Below are 20,208 nucleotides of genomic sequence, written 5' to 3'. Positions count from 1 at the left end.
ATGATATCGCAGTCCCGCCCCGACTAAAATGATATTATTGATTTAAATTACGTAATGCAGATACAATTTCTTTTTTACCATCTTGAACATCTGCTGATTGTTTAATAACTTTAGCAGGTGTACCAGCTACTACTGCGCCAGCCGGAACATCTTTAGTTACGATAGCGCCAGCTGCAACGATTGCACCTTTGCCGACTCTAACGCCTTCAAGGATAACAGCATTTGCACCGATTAATACGTCATCTTCAATCACAACAGGTGATGCACTTGGTGGTTCGATAACACCCGCTAATACTGATCCAGCACCAACGTGTACATTTTTACCAGTTGTTGCACGTCCACCTAAAGTAGCGTTCATATCTACCATTGTACCTTCACCAACAACAGCACCGATATTGATTGTAGCACCCATCATCACAACAGCACCGTCTTCAATAACTGCATGTTCTCTAATGAAAGCACCTGGTTCGATTCTTGCATTTGTATTTGTTAAGTCTTTTAATGGAATTGCTGAATTGCGACGATCATGTTCAATTTCTACATCTGTAATAGCTGACTGATTTGCTTCATAAAAGCTCTTCCAATCTTTAGCATCACAGAAAATTGTTTTAGATGTTTCAGAACCAAATACTTTAAATGACTCTGGGAATTCAACATTTTCAAATGTGCCGTTTACATAAACCTTTAAAGGCGTTACTTTCTCTGCCTCACTAATATATTGTATAATTTCTTCTGCCGTAAAATCTTTAACCATGTTAAATTCTCTCCTCATTTAAATTATTGTATGTGTAATATCCGTTTTCTTTATTGACTAGAACATCTGCTACATTAATTGCGCCATTAGCGAAGATATCTTTAGACTGCGCACGATGTGTAATTTCAATCGTTTCGTCATGGCCAGCAAATAATACTTGATGTTCTCCAACAATTGTACCACCACGTTGTGAACTAATGCCAATTTCTGCAGGTTCACGTTTAGTAGATGATTCATGTCTGTCATAAACTGGTACAGATTGTGCTCTTTTTTCTTTAATCGCATCATATAATTGAACGAGTGTACCACTTGGTGCATCGACTTTCTTATTATGATGCTTTTCTAACATTTCAATATCAAAGTCTTCTAATAATGGTACTGCATATTGAATAATTTCTTTGAGTATATGCACACCATAGCTCATATTTGCGCTGAAAAATACAGGCATGTTCTGAGATTTTTCTTTTAACTTTTCTATGATTTGTTCTTTTTCACCAGTTGTTGCGATAACTAAAGGTAATGTAAAGTCTTCTTCTAATAATGGCAATAATAATTCAGGATTTGAAAAGTCTATCGCCACATCCGCTTCTGGTGCTTCTGAAATAGATTCAAAAGCAGGGTAGGGATATGATTTCGTTGAATCCTTCACGACAACACCAACAATTTCGTTATCTCTTTCTTCTGCTAATCTTGCGACGCGGTCATTCATTGCGCCATATCCGATTAATAATATCTTCATTGTTTTACACCATCTTTAAACTTAGTAAATGCTTCACTTAAAACGTTTCTTTCTTGTTCTTCCAATGTAACAAGCGGTAATCTTACTTCATAACGACCGAAACCTAATTCAGACGTTAATAACTTAATCGGCACTGGATTAACATCTACACTTAAGTGATCAAGTAATTCGGTAATATCACGATTTAAAGTGTTTGCTTGTTCTAATTGATCATTAACGACATAATCATATAATTGTTGTGTTTCTTGTGGTATAGCATTTGCTACAACTGAAATTAATCCCGCTCCACCTAATTGATAGTAATCCAACATATTGTCATCATTACCACTATATAATGCAAAGTCACTTGGTAATTGTTGTTTTAAAGTTTTTGCATATTCTAAATCACCAGTCGCATCTTTTAAAGCTACGATGTATGGATTTTCACTTAGTTTAAGCACCGTTTCAATATCTATCGTCATATTTGTTCTTGATGGGACATTATAAAGTACAACAGGTAATGCAACTTCATCCGCAATTTTTGTAAAATGCGCGATTAATCCACGTTGACTCGTCTTGTTGTAATAAGGTGTGATTAACATAATTGCATCAGCACCTAATTCTTTAGCTTTTATGGAAGCATCGATAGCAGCTTGCGTATTGTTTGTACCTGTACCTGCTATAACTGGAACACGACCATTTACTTTTTTAATCCCACATTCTAATAATGTATTTCTTTCTTCTGTTGTAAGGGTAGGATTTTCTGCTGTTGTTCCGTTAATAATAATACTTTTAACACCATTTTCTATTAAAAAATCTATATGATTTTCAAAGGCTTCGTAGTCTACATCCTCATTTGTGAATGGTGTCGTAAGGGCAACGCCCACACCGTTAAAAATATGTGACATACTGAACACTCCTCGTTATTTTTTATTTAATTCTAATACTTGTTCTAACACTTGAACGGCATTTAAACTTGCACCTTTTAATAAATTATCTGAAGTACACCAGATGTGGAATGTATTGTCTAAAGAATCATCTTTACGAATTCTTCCAACGAATACTTCATCTTTACCAGTAGAATGAATCGCTAATGGATATTCATTATTTTCTACGTTATCTACTAAGACAACACGGTCATCTTCATTAAATAAGTTACGAATATCTTCAACAGTCGCTTCTTTATCTAAAGTTACGTTTATATGCACACTGTGGCTATCTTGGACAGGTACACGTACACAAGTTGCTGTTACATTTAAAGAAGGTTGATCTAAGATTTTTCTAGTTTCATCGATCATTTTTTGTTCTTCTTTTGTATAACCATCTTCTAAAAATACATCTATATGTGGTAACACATTATTATAAATTGGGTGAGGGTAGTTCTTTGGTGCTTCTCCTTTTTCACCATTAGCTAAATCTTCACGACCAGCTAAACCAGATCCTGATACAGCTTGATATGTTGTATAAGCAACACGTTTCAATCCAAATTGATCTAATAAAGGTTTTAAAGGTACAACTGATTGAATTGTTGAACAGTTAGGGTTTGCAATAATTTTACGATTTAATTTAGGTACATTCACTTCTGGAACGATTAAATCAATATCTTCATGCATACGCCATTGACTTGAATTATCGATTACAATTGCACCATGTTTTTCAAATAGTGGGGCGAATTTCTCGCTTGTACCGCCACCAGCACTCATAATAACGTAATCGAAATTGCCATCTGTTTTCTCTTCTGTCAATGCTTCAACAGTATAAGTTTTCCCTTGGAATTCGATTTGTTTACCTGCTGATCTAGGTGATGAAAATAATACTAGTTCATCAAATGGTACATTTTTTCGATCTAATACTTCTAATACTTTTTCTCCTACTAAACCTGTTGCGCCTACAACTGCTAATTTTGTCATTTTGTTCACTCCATCATTTATTATATATTAAATGCTTCACTTAAAGTTCGAACGGCAGTTTCTCCTAATTCACGATCAACAACATAAGAAATACTAATCTCAGAAGTTGTTGTTTGATAGAAGTTGATGTCATGACTAATTAAAGTACGGAATGCTTTAGAAGCTATTCCTGACATATCTCTCATGCCAGTTCCGATCACTGAAAGTTTAGCGTAGTTATCTCTCATTTTGTAACGTAAGTGAGGGTATTCCTCAGTAAGTTGTTCAATGATTTGTTCGATTTGATATACGTCTGAATCTTTAATCGTAAACGAAAGCTGTAATCCTTGTTGATTTTCAATTTGAGATATCATATCAACATTCATTGATTGTTCTTCTAATGAATCAAATAATTTCTGTAATAATGCAAAATTTTGCATCGGATAAGTTAAAGTAACATGAATCATATGTGTATCTAGTGCGACTCCTGTAACTGCTTTTTTCTCTAATATCTCTGTTTGTGGCATAATCCATGTTCCTTTCACGTTTGATAATGTTCTACCAAGATATAATGGTATGTTATAATTTTTTGCAATTTCGACACTTCTAGATTCTAATACGCCAGCACCTAAAGCACTCATTTCCATCATTTCTTCATATGAAACTTCATTGAGTAACTTTGCTTCTTTATAAATTCTAGGGTCTGTTCCATATACACCGTCAACATCTGTATATATTTCACAAGATGTATCTATACTTGATGCAATGGCTACTGCAGTTGTATCAGAACCGCCGCGTCCTAAAGTTGTAATTTCTAGATGATCATTTACACCTTGAAATCCTGCAACGACAAGAATGTCATTTGTTTCAAAAGCTTCTTCAAAACGTAGTGCATCAATTTCTGCAATTTTACTTTTCAAATGATGACCAACTGTCTTGATACCAGCTTGATATCCTGTCATTGCTTTCGTTTGAACACCAATATCATTCAATACCATTGATAAGTATGAAATGGTTTGTTGTTCACCCGTCGTTAAAAGCATCGCTAAATGCTCATCTTTAGGTTGCGTCGTAAGTGAGCTAATATTTTCAAGTAAAGAATCTGTCGTCTTACCCATAGCACTTACAACCACTACTAATTGTTCTCCATTATCAACACGTGATTTCAACATATGTGCGATATTTTTAATTTTGTCAAAATCACCAACGGACGTACCGCCAAATTTCAAAACACTCTGACTCAAAATAATTCCTCCTATAAATCGGAGACGAACGCTGTAATATAAATAAAAAAACAAGTTCGGCATTCGAACTTGTTTTAATTTATATATACAAGTGATGCACTCCATTATTCTTAAGATAATGACAGACAACTAGCTCTTAACCTAAATGTCCAACACCATATTTCTGCAAAAATATAATGTTTCGGCATCGCACCCTTTCACTCCTTTAAGATTGCAGTCCAATAGGGGGAGTTACTAATGATTGATGCGCCTCATCAAAAACATATTCAATTGGTATGCATTCATTATACATACAAAGAATATTGATGTAAAGAGAGAAAACTGATAATTTCAAAAAGTTCTTACTATTTAGACGAAAAGCCCTAGAAATCAATATTCATTCATATTCATTTTAGATGAGTGTGGAGGAGATGGAGGGAGTTTTAGGAATGTGCGGGAGGTTGGTAAGAAAAGTGTAGTGTATTTATAAAAAATGGAGATGAATTTATCTTGTTTGGTTAGTCTTGATAAATAGAGGGGCTGTATTTATCTTGTTTGCTCTGTCTTGCAACATTGAACGCCTGAACATTGCTAGTCGGCCCTCACTTGCAACATTGAACACCAAAAACAACTCATCATCACCTCATTTTCCCCAAAATAAAAAAACTGAGACATGTCCTCATGTCTCAGTTATATATATGCTAATTAGTTATATACACCTTGATCTCTCAAGTATTCTTCATAACTGATTTCTTTAGAAATTGCGCCGTCTTCTTTGATTTCAATTACACGGTTAGCGATTGTATTGATAAATTCAAAGTCATATGAAGTAAAGATTAATGATCCTTTGAAGTTCTTCAATCCATCATTGACTGCAGTGATACTTTCTAAGTCTAAGTGGTTTGTTGGTTCATCGAGTAATAATACGTTAGAGTTTGATAACATCATTTTACTTAACATACATCTTACTTTTTCTCCACCTGAAAGGACACTTGCTTTTTTCTTAACTTCTTCACCACTAAATAACATGCGTCCAAGGAATCCTCTTAAGAATGTTTCTGTTTGTTCTTCTGGTGGTGCATACTGTCTTAACCAGTCAACTAAGTTCATTTCTATTCCTTCGAAATAATCTGAGTTATCTTTTGGTAAATATGATTGTGTAGTTGTAACGCCCCATTTAACTGTTCCTTCATCTGGTTCAATTTCACCAGCTAAAATACGAAGTAGGGTAGTTTTAGCAATCTCACTTTCTCCGATTAATACAGCTTTATCATTTGGATTCATTGTAAATGAAACGTTATTTAATACTTTTTGACCGTCAATTGTTTTTGAAAGACCTTGAACTTGTAATAAGTCGTTACCGATTTCTCGTTCAATTGTGAAATTAACGAATGGATAACGTCTTGATGATGGTTGAATGTCATCGAGTTCAATTTTTTCAAGCATTTTCTTACGGCTTGTTGCTTGCTTAGATTTAGAAGCGTTCGCACTAAATCTTGCGATAAAGTCTTGTAATTCTTTAATACGTTCTTCTTTTTTCTTGTTTTGGTCTTGAGCCATTTGAGTAGCAAGTTGACTTGATTGATACCAGAAGTCATAGTTTCCGACAAATAGTTTAATTTTGCCGTAGTCTAAGTCAGCTATATGTGTACATACATTGTTTAAGAAATGTCTATCATGTGATACGACGATAACTGTATTCTCAAAATTAATTAAGAAATCTTCTAACCAAGCAATCGCTTTAATATCTAAACCGTTTGTAGGCTCATCGAGTAATAGAACATCTGGCTCACCGAATAAACTTTGAGCAAGAAGTACTTTTACTTTTTGGTTGTTTTCTAATTCAGACATCATTTTGTCATGTAATTCGTCTTTAATACCTAAACCTGAAAGTAATACAGATGCATCCGCTTCTGCATTCCATCCGTTCATTTCAGCAAACTCACCTTCAAGTTCTGCTGCACGCATACCATCTTCATCTGAGAAATCTGGTTTCATATAAATTTCGTTTTTCTCAGTCATAACTTGCCATAATTTTTCATGACCTTTTAATACAACATCAATCACTTTTTCATCTTCGTGCGCAAAGTGATCCTGTTTTAATACTGCTAAACGTTCATCTTTACCAAGTGAAACATGACCTGATTGAGAATCTAATTCGCCTGATAATACTTTTAAGAACGTTGATTTCCCAGCTCCATTAGCACCGATAAGTCCGTAACAGTTACCTGGTGTGAACTTAATATTTACATCTTCAAAAAGCTTACGATCACCGAAACGTAAACTTACATTCGTAACTTGTAACATTAAATGACTCCTTTTCATTAATACTTCTACCGATGAATTATATCATAAATGAAACAAAAATGGGCAAGAGTTTGAACAGTCGTTACACGAAGCAAAATGCATGTTATAATGAATAAACGAAAAACATATGAATGGAGAATGACATGGCAAACGAAAAAGATACGCTTGTAGGTCGCATAGACTTTTTAAAAGTGGATAGATTGGAAGGTTCAACTTATCATTTACTTGGACCAAATAGCGAACCTATTAAAATGAATGCTTCAGAAGTCGAAGATGACGATCAATTAGAAATCGGTGAAGATTATAGTTTCTTTGTATATCCAAGCCGATCTGGAGAATTATTTGCTACACAAAACATGCCAACTATTACAAAAGACCGTTATGATTGGGTAAAAGTATTGAGAGTAGACCGTGATGGTGCTGCAGTAGATGTAGGATTACCTAGAGAAGTACTCATTCCATGGGAAGATCTACCTAAAGTTAAAGAACTATGGCCACAAAACGGTGACATGATATTCTGTACACTTAGAATAGATAGTAATAGTCAAATGTTTGCGAGATTAGCAACAGAAACAATCGTCGATACGATGTACAAAACGGCTGAAGAATCTATGTTACATCAACATGTAACAGCAAGACCATATCGTTTATTAAGAGTAGGTACTTTCCTATTATCTGAAGATGGTTATAAAATTTTTGTGCATGAATCAGAACGTAAGCATGAACCAAGACTAGGCGAAGAAATGGATGTCAGAATCATCGGGGTAAAAGAAAACGGTGAATTAAATGGTTCATTCTTACCATTGGCACATGAAAGACTAGATGAAGATGGCCAAGTGATATTTGATTTGCTTGTAGAATATGACGGAGAATTACCATTCTGGGATAAATCAAACCCAGAAGCAATTAAAGAAGTCTTTAATATGAGTAAAGCAAGTTTCAAACGTGCTATCGGTAGATTATATAAACAAAAATTGATCACAATCGAGACTGGTAAAATTACCATCACTAAAAAAGGTTGGGCTCAAGTTAAAAAAGAAGACTAATCATAAAACCAAACTGACACTTCTAAATGAAGTTAAGTTTGGTTTTTTATTGCGATTATATTCCATTTAATTACAATATTGACATAATTTAAAAAGCGTTGTAAATTATAAATGTAACAATATCGAACATTAATAAACAATTAAATATTTGGATCGTGACTATTCAATTAGGCGAAAACCACAATTCTTGAGGTGCATCAATCACCTCTACGTCTTGTGGTATTTTTTATTTCAAATGATTGGAGGTATTGCTGCCTATGATAATCAAACAAGTCCTTAACAATAATGTTGCTATTGCCATCACTGAAAATGGTGAAGAAGTAATCGCTATGGGGAAAGGGATCGTGTTCTCAAAAAAGAAAGGTGATTTCTTATCTCATCAAACACCCGAGAAAATCTTTAGACTCGATAATCAAGAAGTGAGATTTCATTTACAGTCATTAGTTAATGATGTACCCGTACCTATTATTACGACATGTTGTGAAATCATAAATGATGTTCAACATAAATTTGATTTTACGTTTCAAGATTATATTTATGTCACGTTAACACACCATTTACATCACGCTGTCAATATTCATCAAAACAACCAAAAGATACAGACATTTTCTATTGATGTTAAAAGCATTCATCCTCGTGCATTTGAATCTAGTTTATACGCATTGACGATTATTAAACGAAATTTAAATATTTCTTTTCCAGCATATGAAGCAAATAATCTAGCATTACATTTTATCAATGCTGAGCAGCCTGAGGGTATCGAAAATCAAACCGCTTATAAAAATAAAAATATTCAACTGAACGATTTAATCAATTGCTTAAATCAAATAGGTATCACACGGAATAGGTCCAATGAATATTATTATGATAGATTCATTCAGCACTTAAAGTATTTAACGGAACACATTCTTGATTATTCTGAAGACTTATCTCAACAAGTTGATATATCATTCCAACAGCATTTAAAAACACACTATCCAAATTCTTATTTGTATGCAAAAGACTTATATAACGCCATATCAAGAAAGTTCAATATTGTTATTAATCAACATCACTTGTTCTATTTTCAGTTGCATATAGAACGCATAATATCATCACAAAAAGGAGGCACAACAAAAGATGAGTAGAGAAGAGAATATGATGGTAGGTTTCACTATTGTTGCGATAGCTGGGGATGCAAGAAGAGAAGTTATGGCTGCTATGGAAAAAGCTAAAAACGGACTATTTGATGAAGCGCGTAGTCATATGTTGCGTCATATGACACGATTTCTAAGAAAAATGGTATATCCAACGCTACACACTCAGCACCAACTCTTTCTACAAATGCTTCTTTTTGTGCGTTGATTTCTTGTGATTCATCAATATCAAAATATACGAGTAATTTAATGGCATCTGCACCTTGTTCTTTAAGTGCATGTACAGACCATGTATTTAATAAATCAGGTAAGCGACCTGGTGTTGCTTTATCATAGCCTGTCTTTTCGTAAGCTAAGATTAAACCGCAGTTAGGATGTCTTTCTTTTGAAGCGGGTAATCCATACTCAGGATCTAATAATATACTAGAAGAAAATTCCGTTAATGTCTTAGATATTTGTACTTTAAAATCTTCTATCGTTTCTGATGCTACATTTTCACAAAACATTTTCTTTAATGCACCGCGTTGATCAATGGCAAGTGCAGCAATTTGGCCTAAATCGTTTGTGAGTTTTGATAAATTTTTAACCATTTAAAAACACTCCAATTGTTCAATTTTTATTTTTGCTAAATAATACTCAAAATTCTCTTTCGTTAAGAATCCAGTTTTCTGTTCTAAAGCATTCGCAATTCCAGCAGCCATGGCTGATTTAACAACATAGTGAACATCATGTTTATGTATGAGTCCATAACTAAATCCTGCAATAGAACTATCACCAGAACCAACTGCATTAACAGCTTTAATTTTAGGAATATTTACTTTGTAAATTTGATGCTGATATTTATAAAGTGCACCATTAGAACCAAGTGAAATCATCACGCATGGAATTTGGCTTAAAAGAGGGGATCTCAATGCTTCGATAATCTCTTGGTGATTATCATAATCTTTCACATTAAATAGCTGATTTAGTTCCTCGATATTAGGTTTTATTAAATAAGGTAAGCTTTGACCTTCATGATTTAATAAATCTTTTAAAGTATGACCATTTACATCTAACAATACTTTCTTACCGTGACTAACAGCGAAATCGATATGTGCCTGATAAGTTTCAACATTCATGCCTGGTAGAGCACTACCTGATATCGCAATAATGTCATGCGCTTGAATAAGTTCATTCACATGCTTCATAAATGACTGAATATCTTCTTGCGTAATTGAATACCCTGGTTCAAGTAATTCTGTTTGATGCGCTCCATTTAAAATCGCAATACATTGTCTCGATTCAATATTTGTTTCATAAAAATCATGTTTAATATGATCTTGTTCTAAATCACGCTTAATAAATTCACCAGTAGTACCTCCGATAACGCCAGTTGCCAAATGATCAATGCCTAAAATGTTTGCTACTCTCGTAACATTCAATCCTTTGCCACCAGCTGTTTTAATAACATTTTTAACGCGATTCGTTTGGTTCAATTCAAAATGATCTAGTTGATAGGCGATATCCACTGAAGTATTTAATGTAATTGTTAATAATTTCAATGTTTCACCTCATCCACATATTCTCCTTTATTCCATTTATCAATATATTTGTTAAACTGATTGGAATCATATTGAACTTGGTCGTCTGTTAACAATTGATTCATGCGTTCAATTAATTGATCTGATTCCGTTGTTTGGATATACTCAGCATTTATAAAGGTTTCAACGATATCAGTTATTAAATCAATGCCTGAAATCGTTCCACCGACACCAATAATATTGCAATTATATTTTTCTTTCGCTATACGAGCGCTTGTAATGTCTCGCACGAGCGCAACTCTCGCATTAGGTACTTTATTTGCTGAAACACTAATACCTACACCTGTACCACAAAGTACAACACCTAAGTCAGCTTTTCCTTCTGTAACAGCTTTTGCGACATTTACACCATAAATAGGGTAGTGTGTTCTTTGATGATCATAAGTTCCAACATCTATCACTTCATGACCAATACTTTTAATAAAATCTGATACTTTGATTTTTTCATCCGTAACGATATGATCGCATCCAATAGCTATCTTCATTTAACTTCCTCCTTAACACAAACTATTTAACATATCTATTCTGATTTGATGGCGGCCAGCATCATAAGATGATTCTCCAAATGCTTTAGCACAATTAACCGCTAGAGTAGGGCCAACAATTTCAGAAGCTAGAATCATAATTTTTGTATTGTTGTGACGTGCTGTCATATAAGCAGAACGGTCATCTGAAACTGAAGCAGCGATTATATTTTTATGTTTGTTCGCGATAATGAATGGTGCAATTCCATAATCATCAATGATTAAAGCCTTAGTATCTTCATTATTTTTAACTGCTTCTATAGTATTTACAGTTACAGCAAACACATCGTCTTCAAGTGTCTCATCATACAAATCAATCCATTCAATGTTAGAATGAGATAGTTCCTGAATAATCTTGTCTTTTAAAGGGCTAGATTTACGAATACAATTAATAAAAACTTGCATATACTTCCTCATATGTTTGTAATTGTTCGTTTTGTTAATTATAATATAAAATCAAACATGTTTTCTGTCAATAAAAAACGCAATATAAAATAGCGATATGCTATTCTATATTGCGTTTCTTTTAATATTCATTTTGATAACTATTTAATCTTGTTTGGATATGTGTTTAATATTTCTTCACTTACATCATCATCTGATATAACAGCATCGACATCGTTAATATTATAGAAGTTATATAATGCTTGAACACCGAATTTTGTGCTGTCTGCTGTGATATATTTAAGCTTTGCATTTTCCAAGATAATATGAATACCTTTGCCTTCTTCTTCATTAGCAGTTGTTAATTTCTGACCATATATACCGTTAACTCCGACAAATGCTTTTGCTACATGAAAATCTTCCATCATTTTGTTCGCAAAGTGTCCGATAAATGTACCCGTTTTAGATCTGAAACGACCACCTACGAGTAATACATCAATGTTCGATAAATCTTTATATTGTAAGAATATATCAAGCGAATTTGTAAATATGCTTAAGTTCTTGTCTTTAATAAAATCAAATATGAGTTCATTTGTAGAACCTGAACCGATAAATATAATATCTTCATTATGAATGAGTTCGCCACACTTTTGAGCGATTTTCATTTTATTAGAAACATTGATGGTTTGCTTTTCTTTATGTGACTTTTCATTATATAAGTTATCTTCAATTAATTTAGCGCCACCATGAATTCTATTTAATAAACCATTGTTTTCTAGTTCTTGTAAATCTCTTCTTATTGTCATTTCAGCAACGTTCATCTTCTCTGAAAGGGAAGATACTTTCACAGACATATTATTTTTAAGTTCATCCATTATAAAACGGTGCCTATCAACTTTTAATTTCACTTGTGATCCTCCTATATATTAACTTTTTAATAAGTTCGAATTTGTTTGATTATATTGTAACACAAATAATATTAAAATTAGAATAATATATATAATACAGTTATTTAATAAGGATGTTTATATTGAATAAGAAAATGTAGAGACTGAAACAATAAAGTGTACCAGTCTCTACATTAATAATAGAAAAGATATTATTCAATTTCGTTTGTGAGTGATTCTAGCTCGTCGATTAAATGACCGATATACGCGATTGTTTCTTTAAGTGGTTTATCTGTCGTAATATCAATACCTGCCATTTGAGCAAGTTCAACAGGAGATTTAGAACCACCAGCTTTTAAGACATTTAACCAATCTTCAACAGCAGGTTGTCCTTCTTTTTCAATTCTTTGACTCATAGCAGTTCCGATTGTTAAACCTGCTGAATACGTATAAGGATATAAGCCCATATAATAATGTGGTTGGCGCATCCAAGTTAATTCTGCACCTTCTGTTATTTCAACTTCGTCTCCCCAGAAATCTGAAATAACTTGTTTCTTAATACTATTTAAAAGTGGGGCAGTGAGTGCTTCACCTTTATCAACATGTCTATATACTTCTCTTTGATATTTAGCTTCTAATAAATGGGTTACCATATTATGATAGTACGTTCTTGAAATAATTGAACTAATAACCCAACGTTTAAATTTCGGATCATCTGATTTCTTCAATAAACTATTAGCCATTAACATTTCATTCATTGTTGATGGTGCTTCTACAAAGTACATTGAACAATCAGCTTGGTATACATTTTGATGTGCATTTGCTAAATTAAAGTGTCCTGCATGACCTAGTTCATGTGCTAATACAAATACTTCAGTCATCTTACTTGTCCATGAAATAAATATGAATGGGTTAACACCGTATGGACTTGCACAATAAGCACCTGTTTGTTTCCCTTTGTTTTGAGGGAAGTCAATCCAACGTTTATCATAACTATCATTGACCATTTGCATATAATCTTCACCAAGTACACTTAACGCTTCTTTAATATATTCTTTAGAGCCTTCAATTGATACATCCGGTTCATAAGTAGGGTCTAATGATATACGTAAATCTTCAAATTTCAATTTATCTAGATTATTTGTACGTTTAAGTAATTGCGCATATCTTCTCATATGTGGTGCTAATTCTTCTGAAATAACATCAATTTGACGATCATACATTTCTCTTGTTACATCTTGTGATTCTAATAAGAAATCAATAACTGAGTCGTAACCACGTAATTCAGATTCAATTTTTTCTTTTTGAACGTGAGCGTTGTATGTTGCTGCAGTTGTATTTTCATAACGACGTAATGCATCACTAAATTTCTTGAATGCATTTCGTCTAACTTCTGTATTAGAGTCAACTTCGTAATCACCTTCAAATGATACATAATCTAAAGGTATTTCTTCTCCATTCGCTTCAAAAGTACCAAACTCAATATCTAACATTTTCGTAATACCATATAATTCATATGGCGCACCAAAAGTAGGTGAGAAGGTTGCTAACGCTTTTTCTACTTCAGGATGTAGAGTATGTTCTTTTTGACGTTTTAACAACGTTAAATATTTAGGATACTCAGATTGTTTAATTAAAGCATTGAATGCTTCATCATCTAATTGCAAAATTTCTGACTCTACAAATGATAATAAACCAGCTACTTTTCCATATGTAGTAGAAAATTGTGCAGCTACTTTTTGACTTTGTTCATCTGTTGTATCAGTCGAATAAAGTAATTCTGCATATGTACTTAAGTGAATAATACTTACAATAAGATCAGCTTGTTCACGTAAAGCAGATTCAATCGTTGATATTTCATTTAACTGATTCACGTATTTTTCATTAAATGCAGTAACGTTCTCAACTAAATCTTTTAATGCACTGTAAAATGCATCATTGTCTTGATACAAACTTGAAAGATCCCATGTTTCTTGAACAGGAACTTCGCTTCTTAATAATTGTCCCATCAAATCACCCTTTTTTAAAAATTTACTTATTTATGTACTTATGTACATATTATACATATAAACATCTTCTACGTCATATGATACAACGCACTATTCGAACAATTTATCTTAGACATTCTGGTCACATTTGTGCGCTAATGTCCGTAAAATTTAAACAAAATTGCAAATGTACAATTAAATTTATATAAATAAATCAAATTTCTATCTATATCGTAATTAAACATAAATAAAAGGGGTATAGACCAGTACAACTAGATAAAGGAGGCGTGCATCTTGAATATATTTGATTTCCCAAACTACTTATGGATTTCATTTGTCGTCGTTATTGTTTTTTCTGTATTATCATCATTAATACTTAAAAAACACGTCATCAGTGCAATTTTGACATTTGTCGTATTAGGTATGATCGCATTTATATTACCTAATTTTTATGATATTACATACGAACCATTATTAGGCTATGCCGCATTTATGGCAATCGTAAGTTTATTTGTATGCTTATTAACATGGTACTTAATGAGAAAGAATCAAAAAAGATTAGCTGAAAAACATAGTCAAGATGAAACAATAGAAGATGGACGTCAATTTAATGAATTAAAAAGACGTAATAAATAGGGAAACGACTAAGATATAGAACTATCTTAGTCGTTTTTTGATTGATTAGTCGGGCGTTATGAGCACTTTTGCCTAAACTTGTTCGTAACGGCGGTCTTATGAACACTTCTCGCCAAACTTGTTCGTAACGAGGGCGTTAGTTACAAAACTTGGCCGAAGTGTTACTATGGACTGCTTTAATTACAAAACTCGGCCGAACTGTTACTAACACACTCGTTATTTGCACCTTCACCCAAACTTGCAAATAACGACTGAGATATTTCTATATATCCCAGTCGCTTTTTCTTTCTTTATTTAAAATATACAGGTGTCGTGATTGCATAGAGTGCTTCGTTAATAATACTTTGTTGGTCTGCGCTTAAATCTGAGTTCTTTAATGTTCCTTCTCGTTGATATCCACATCTTTCAATGGTGTTAATACTTCTTGTATTTTTAACATCTATGTATGCTTCTATTCTTACAAAGCCATGGTTTTCTATAACATGTTGTGTAATATATTGAATAGCTTCTGTTATATAACCTTTGCCTAAACCTGAATTGACTGCCCAATAGCCAATTTCACATGATGGTAATCTTAAATCGATATCTTGAAGGACAACTGATCCTACAAATTGCATCGTATCTTTTTCAAAGATAAAATATCTAAAATATTCTTTGTTATACTGTGGGTCAGTTGATTTATTAAGAAAATCAGTCACTTTATATTCATCGAATTGATAATTGAAGAATGCTACCCAATCTTTTAACGTATCTACTGAGTTCAGCATTTCGTCCTTTATTGTCTCTTTGTATGAAAAAACTTGTTCTCCAGCTAGTAGTATTAAACGAGATGTTTCTAATTTTAATTCAAGTTGTATCTCTTTATTCATTATAAAACTCCTGACATACGTGATATTCTAAATGTATTATAACATGTACGAAATTGACTTTATTTATTTTTTTGATTATATGGTTGACTCTAACGTAACGTAAGACTTTATAGTAGGGTTATGAGGAGGTTAAGTAAATGGAAATGACTGTTAAAGAAATTGCTCAATTAGTCGGTATAAGTGTGCGCACGCTTCACCATTATGATGAAATTAATTTACTGAATCCGTCTAATGTATCATCATCTGGTTATAGATTGTATTCAGACGAGAATGTAGACAGATTACAGCAAATTTTATTTTTTAAAGAGCTTGATTTTCCTCTAAAAAAGATAAAAGAAATTCTTGATGATCCTTCGTTTGATAAAGAAGAAGCATTAAATATGCATAAAAAGATGCTCATCAATAAAAGAACAAGAATTGATCAAATGATTCAAACGATAGATCAAACGACGAAACATATGAAAGGAGAAATTAATATGACGAATGAAGATAAATTTATAGGTTTTGAGTTTAATCAGAATGAATATGAAGCTGAAGCTCGTGAAAAGTGGGGGAATAAAACTGTAGATAAAGCGAACAATCGCTTTAATAGTTGGTCTAAAGAAGAAAAAGTTTCAAAAGAAGAAGAAATGAATGACATCTTTAGAGCATTTGCAGCAAACAGAAATGAATCTCCAGACTCAGAAATCGCTCAATCAATCGTACAAAGATGGTACACATATTTAATTTCTAATATTGATTGCGAGTATAGTTTAGAAGCGTTTGGTAGTATCGGTGATATGTATGTAAGTGATGAAAGATTCACTAAAAATATTAATAAATTTGGTGACGGTACTGCACAATTTGCTAGTAAAGCAATTGCAAGTTATGTCAAAATGAATCAATAGCATAAACTACTATAAATCGTATTTATTTCGATTTATAGTAGTTTTTATTTATCATGATGTATGATATGCTTTCTTAAAATCAATTTGGAGTGATTGAATGATTTATGTATTAAGACATTGCAAAGCTACTGGACAAGAATTTGATGCTGCTTTAACGACAGATGGCATTAAGTCAGCACAACAATTAGTACCTGTATTAGCTAAACTCAATATTGACCATATATATGTCAGTGAAATGAATCGTACTTATGAATCAATTAAACCATATTTAACAAATTACAAAACACCGTTAACTTATGATAGCCGTTTAAATGAGCGCATTTTAAGTGACTTACCAATAGATAATTGGCTAACTGAGCTTAAAATGACTTTCAGTGACTTTCATTATCGTATACATAATGGCGAAACAAGTTTAGAAGCTCAACAGCGAATTTTAGAAGTATTTAAGTCGATACCAGTAAATGAACATGCATTAATCGTGACACATGGAAACATCATGTCATTATTACTAAATCATTTCGACAAACAATTTGGCTTTGATGAATGGAAAGCTTTAAAGAATCCAGATCTATATGCAATTGATGAAGCGTTACAAGTTAAACATATAACAATATAAATTAGTTAGGTATATATATGTAGAATAGGCGTCCCCTAAGACAATATACTTAACTTCCTATAATATATATTATGTAAACTAATTGATAGAAGAAATATGATATGTGCCGCTAACCCCATATTTAACACAAAAAAAGCTGAAATATGAATTTCAGCCTTTTTTTGATTACTTTTTAATTTTAGATCGTACTTTTTGGATTACATTGTGTAAGAAATATTTTTTCTTATTGATTGGTTTATAGAAATCTCCGATTAATTCTTCGATTTGAACGTTAAATCCTCGTTTAAATCGGTATACACCGTAATCTTCGCTATCTTCAGTGAAATCTCCTGATAATCCGTAGAAATTGTATCTATCGAATCCATTTTCGAAACAATAATTAATCATATGCCAATGCATCATATATGGTCCCATAAAGTGATTGTATTTTTCACTTGAGCCACCTGAGAAATAATTGATTTCATATGCATTTTCAAAGAATACACCTGAAGCTAAGTTTAAGATTTCGCCATCTGTTTTAATAAGTTCGCTTGTTTCTAATAATTCTTTCTGTGCATGGTCGATTAAACGATCTGTTTCAGCAATTTTCTTTAATTGTTTTTCAGATTTGTTTTCTTTCGCCATCATTTGATCGCGTTTTGTTTCTAATTCATTTAAATTCTCTTGAGTTGATTGAATATATTCGTTTAAATCGATATATGCTAATGGTACTAATGCTTTAGAACCATATGTATCGATAAAGTTTAAGAAATATTCATCTGTCTTAGAAATAAAGCCAGCTCTTTCTTCTGTTTCTCTATATAATTTAAAGAATATATCTAATTCATCGCGTTCTAAGAAACGTACTTTAACACCGTAATTATGCGCTTTATTGACGTTACGTTTTCTTTGGCTGTCGAATCCTTTTTTAACTTCTGCTAATGTTTTATCTTTTAAGTTCAAGACACCCATCCATCTTACTTGGCTTGATGGATCATATTTAGTCGTAAAGCCGTGATGATCATAGCCTAGTGATTTAATCAGATCAACGATTTGGTCATTAGCGCCATCTTCTTTAATTTGTTTAATATCTTTATCGTATATATTGTAAATCCAGTATGGATCGACTTTAACATATAGACATTGATGCTGTTTTAAGTACTTTTCAAGTGCTTTGAAGTAATATGTCACTAAATCTAGATTGCTATAATCCATTACCGGACCACGATTTGAATAATACACATAACTACCTAATGTTGGTATTTTAGAGAATAAACTTGCTGCAACGACTTGATTATTCTCATCTTTAACACCTAATAATACAACTTGAAAACCATCATTTTCTCTCGTCTTGATGTTTTCTTTTACTTGAAAGTAGTGACTTTCGTATCGACTATCAGATACGAACTCATCATATTCAGTAACCGTTAATTCTGTAAATTTCATATTATCTAAATTCCTCTCTTACTGAAAATCATTTATTTTTTTAATACTTTTTTTAGTGTTGTATACGCTTTGTACGCTGGTTTATTAATTGGTTTAACGAAATCACCAATATATTCATAAACATCTGCATTGTAACCTTTTTTAAATTTAATAACGCCAACATCAGGTGCATCTTCTGAGAAGTCTCCGCTAATACCATAGAAGTTATAACGGTCAATATTGTGATCTAAAGCGTATTTAATCATTTCCCACTGAATTGCATAACTACCTGCAAAGTGACGATATTCATTTGATGAACCACCTGCATAGTATACAACTTCAAATGGATTAATAATGAAGAAACCTGCTGCTATTGGTAATGTATCTCCATGTTCTTGTTGTAATTGACGTGCTTCTTCTAATTTAGCTTCATTTGCTTCTCTTTGCTGTTTTAAATTGTCTATTTTATTAATTGTCTTTTGATTATCTGGTTTCTTTTCTAAATCTTTTTCAGCTTTCGCAATATCTTTGTTGTATTGTTCATGGTCTTTTTCTAATTGTGGAATGTAAGTTTCAAAGTCTATATAAGCTAAAGGAATCTTTACATTTTCAAAGTATTTTAATCTGTTGTAATAGAAGTCATCGCCACGATCGTTGAAATCTTTCTTCTCTGTTGTATCTTCCATAAATTGACGGAATATCGGCATTTCATCTTTAGATAAGTAACGTACTTTAACACCATTTTTTTGAACTTTTTTAGTATTTCTTTTTCTCAAACTATCCATGTTCTTGATGAGCGTCTTTTCGTCCATACCTTCTAAATCAAGTACAGAATGCCATCTAATTTGATGTATTGGGTGGAAACCAGTTGTGAAGCCTTGATGTTCATAGCCTAATGATTCAAATTGTTTAATTAAACCATCACGGTTGAATGATTTTTTAATATTGCCATCATGATCTCTTAATTGATATGGCAAGTAAGGATCGATTCTAAAGAATAATCCCTTATAACTTTTTAAATAGCTCACGATTTCTTTAAAGAAAAAGTCAACAAGTTCTTTGTTGTCATAATCCATTACTGGTCCTCTATTTGAGTAAAAGTAATTAAACATCTTCATAACTGGTACACTTGTTAACAGACACGCAGCTAATACTTCACCTTGATTATCTTTGACCCCTACTAAATGTGTTGAAGTGCCTTCAGATGTTTTTAATTCATAATTACCTACTGCTTGTGTAAAATGCGCGTACGGCATTTTATTTGTAAAAGCTTCAAATTCACCAGTTGTTAAATTTGTAAATTTCATTTATACAATACTCCCAATCTCATTTTTATGTATTTGTTACAATTATACAATAT

The 20,208-nt window shown here is 32.5% G+C and carries 20 protein-coding genes, 1 pseudogene and 1 riboswitch; of the genes and pseudogenes, 6 read left to right on the top strand and 15 right to left on the bottom strand.

From position 1 onward, the window contains the following. Positions 1–34: 34 nt before the first annotated feature. The 6 genes from dapD to LQ611_RS00350 all read right to left on the bottom strand — a co-directional run bounded on the left by dapD (position 35) and on the right by LQ611_RS00350 (position 6,891). Positions 35–754 (bottom strand): 2,3,4,5-tetrahydropyridine-2,6-dicarboxylate N-acetyltransferase, encoded by a 720-nt coding sequence (gene dapD / locus LQ611_RS00375; RefSeq protein ID WP_107590728.1) that lies wholly within the window; start codon positions 752–754, stop codon positions 35–37. A 1-nt stretch (position 755) separates the two neighbouring features. Continuing rightward, entirely contained in the window at positions 756–1,493 is a 738-nt protein-coding gene (gene dapB / locus LQ611_RS00370) for a 4-hydroxy-tetrahydrodipicolinate reductase (protein ID WP_107618102.1), read from the bottom strand. Further along, positions 1,490–2,380, bottom strand: coding sequence for a 4-hydroxy-tetrahydrodipicolinate synthase (gene dapA / locus LQ611_RS00365; protein ID WP_239709267.1), 891 nt, complete (start codon positions 2,378–2,380; stop codon positions 1,490–1,492). Before dapA ends, dapB begins: the two co-directional genes overlap by 4 nt. Before the next feature lie 15 nt (positions 2,381–2,395). Further along, positions 2,396–3,382, bottom strand: coding sequence for an aspartate-semialdehyde dehydrogenase (locus tag LQ611_RS00360; protein WP_025906037.1), 987 nt, complete (start codon positions 3,380–3,382; stop codon positions 2,396–2,398). A gap of 20 nt (positions 3,383–3,402) precedes the next feature. Next, positions 3,403–4,605: an aspartate kinase gene (locus LQ611_RS00355; protein WP_239709266.1), complete on the bottom strand. Its 1,203-nt coding sequence runs from the start codon at positions 4,603–4,605 to the stop codon at positions 3,403–3,405. 86 nt (positions 4,606–4,691) lie between these two features. Then, positions 4,692–4,868: riboswitch (Lysine riboswitch) on the bottom strand. A gap of 421 nt (positions 4,869–5,289) precedes the next feature. Beyond that, positions 5,290–6,891 carry an ABC-F family ATP-binding cassette domain-containing protein gene (locus LQ611_RS00350; protein WP_025906039.1) on the bottom strand — a complete coding sequence of 534 codons (1,602 nt, stop codon included), beginning with the start codon at positions 6,889–6,891 and terminating at the stop codon, positions 5,290–5,292. Positions 6,892–7,034: 143 nt separating this feature from the next. Here LQ611_RS00350 and LQ611_RS00345 point away from each other — a divergent pair, with 143 nt between their 5' ends. The 3 genes from LQ611_RS00345 to LQ611_RS14240 all read left to right on the top strand — a co-directional run bounded on the left by LQ611_RS00345 (position 7,035) and on the right by LQ611_RS14240 (position 9,281). Next, the gene (locus LQ611_RS00345; RefSeq protein ID WP_025906040.1) at positions 7,035–7,937 is read left to right on the top strand and encodes a CvfB family protein; all 903 of its coding nucleotides are present in this window, start codon (positions 7,035–7,037) and stop codon (positions 7,935–7,937) included. A 257-nt stretch (positions 7,938–8,194) separates the two neighbouring features. Then, positions 8,195–9,064, top strand: coding sequence for a CAT RNA binding domain-containing protein (locus LQ611_RS00340; RefSeq protein WP_103361017.1), 870 nt, complete (start codon positions 8,195–8,197; stop codon positions 9,062–9,064). Beyond that, a complete protein-coding gene (locus LQ611_RS14240; protein ID WP_369333038.1) occupies positions 9,057–9,281 on the top strand; it encodes a PTS lactose/cellobiose transporter subunit IIA in 225 nt (74 codons plus the stop codon). Before LQ611_RS00340 ends, LQ611_RS14240 begins: the two co-directional genes overlap by 8 nt. Here the strand turns inward: LQ611_RS14240 and LQ611_RS00335 are convergent. The 6 genes and pseudogenes from LQ611_RS00335 to pepF all read right to left on the bottom strand — a co-directional run. After that, positions 9,190–9,663: pseudogene (locus LQ611_RS00335) on the bottom strand (tagatose 1,6-diphosphate aldolase); the annotation flags it as partial. The gene LQ611_RS14240 and the pseudogene LQ611_RS00335 overlap by 92 nt on opposite strands. Then, positions 9,664–10,614 (bottom strand): 1-phosphofructokinase family hexose kinase, encoded by a 951-nt coding sequence (locus LQ611_RS00330; protein ID WP_103361015.1) that lies wholly within the window; start codon positions 10,612–10,614, stop codon positions 9,664–9,666. Further along, positions 10,611–11,138: a galactose-6-phosphate isomerase subunit LacB gene (gene lacB / locus LQ611_RS00325; RefSeq protein ID WP_103361014.1), complete on the bottom strand. Its 528-nt coding sequence runs from the start codon at positions 11,136–11,138 to the stop codon at positions 10,611–10,613. Before lacB ends, LQ611_RS00330 begins: the two co-directional genes overlap by 4 nt. 12 nt (positions 11,139–11,150) lie before the next feature. Further along, positions 11,151–11,582: an RpiB/LacA/LacB family sugar-phosphate isomerase gene (locus tag LQ611_RS00320; protein ID WP_107618101.1), complete on the bottom strand. Its 432-nt coding sequence runs from the start codon at positions 11,580–11,582 to the stop codon at positions 11,151–11,153. A 140-nt stretch (positions 11,583–11,722) separates the two neighbouring features. Beyond that, entirely contained in the window at positions 11,723–12,469 is a 747-nt protein-coding gene (locus LQ611_RS00315; protein WP_172965063.1) for a DeoR/GlpR family DNA-binding transcription regulator, read from the bottom strand. 191 nt (positions 12,470–12,660) lie between these two features. Then, on the bottom strand, positions 12,661–14,457 hold the full coding sequence (gene pepF / locus LQ611_RS00310) for an oligoendopeptidase F (protein ID WP_103361013.1): 1,797 nt from the start codon (positions 14,455–14,457) through the stop codon (positions 12,661–12,663). Positions 14,458–14,730: 273 nt separating this feature from the next. Here pepF and LQ611_RS00305 point away from each other — a divergent pair, with 273 nt between their 5' ends. Next, positions 14,731–15,072, top strand: a complete 342-nt coding sequence (locus tag LQ611_RS00305; protein WP_025906054.1) for a hypothetical protein — start codon at positions 14,731–14,733, stop codon at positions 15,070–15,072. 290 nt (positions 15,073–15,362) lie between these two features. Here the strand turns inward: LQ611_RS00305 and LQ611_RS00300 are convergent, their stop codons facing one another. Continuing rightward, a complete protein-coding gene (locus LQ611_RS00300; RefSeq protein ID WP_239709265.1) occupies positions 15,363–15,941 on the bottom strand; it encodes a GNAT family N-acetyltransferase in 579 nt (192 codons plus the stop codon). Positions 15,942–16,078: 137 nt separating this feature from the next. Here LQ611_RS00300 and LQ611_RS00295 point away from each other — a divergent pair, with 137 nt between their 5' ends. Together LQ611_RS00295 and LQ611_RS00290 are read left to right on the top strand one after the other, a co-directional pair. Beyond that, the gene (locus LQ611_RS00295) at positions 16,079–16,828 is read left to right on the top strand and encodes a MerR family transcriptional regulator (RefSeq protein WP_239709264.1); all 750 of its coding nucleotides are present in this window, start codon (positions 16,079–16,081) and stop codon (positions 16,826–16,828) included. 97 nt (positions 16,829–16,925) lie between these two features. Next, positions 16,926–17,444 (top strand): histidine phosphatase family protein, encoded by a 519-nt coding sequence (locus tag LQ611_RS00290; protein WP_107590736.1) that lies wholly within the window; start codon positions 16,926–16,928, stop codon positions 17,442–17,444. A gap of 165 nt (positions 17,445–17,609) precedes the next feature. Here LQ611_RS00290 and LQ611_RS00285 read toward each other — a convergent pair whose 3' ends face one another. Continuing rightward, positions 17,610–18,869 carry an aminoacyltransferase gene (locus LQ611_RS00285; RefSeq protein WP_049318918.1) on the bottom strand — a complete coding sequence of 420 codons (1,260 nt, stop codon included), beginning with the start codon at positions 18,867–18,869 and terminating at the stop codon, positions 17,610–17,612. 32 nt (positions 18,870–18,901) lie between these two features. After that, on the bottom strand, positions 18,902–20,155 hold the full coding sequence (locus LQ611_RS00280; RefSeq protein ID WP_103361009.1) for an aminoacyltransferase: 1,254 nt from the start codon (positions 20,153–20,155) through the stop codon (positions 18,902–18,904). Positions 20,156–20,208: the final 53 nt, after the last annotated feature.

This window comes from Mammaliicoccus sp. L-M44, assembly GCF_022386355.1.
GTDB lineage: Bacteria > Bacillota > Bacilli > Staphylococcales > Staphylococcaceae > Mammaliicoccus > Mammaliicoccus sciuri_A.
This window is presented reverse-complemented; position numbering and strand designations above follow the sequence as displayed.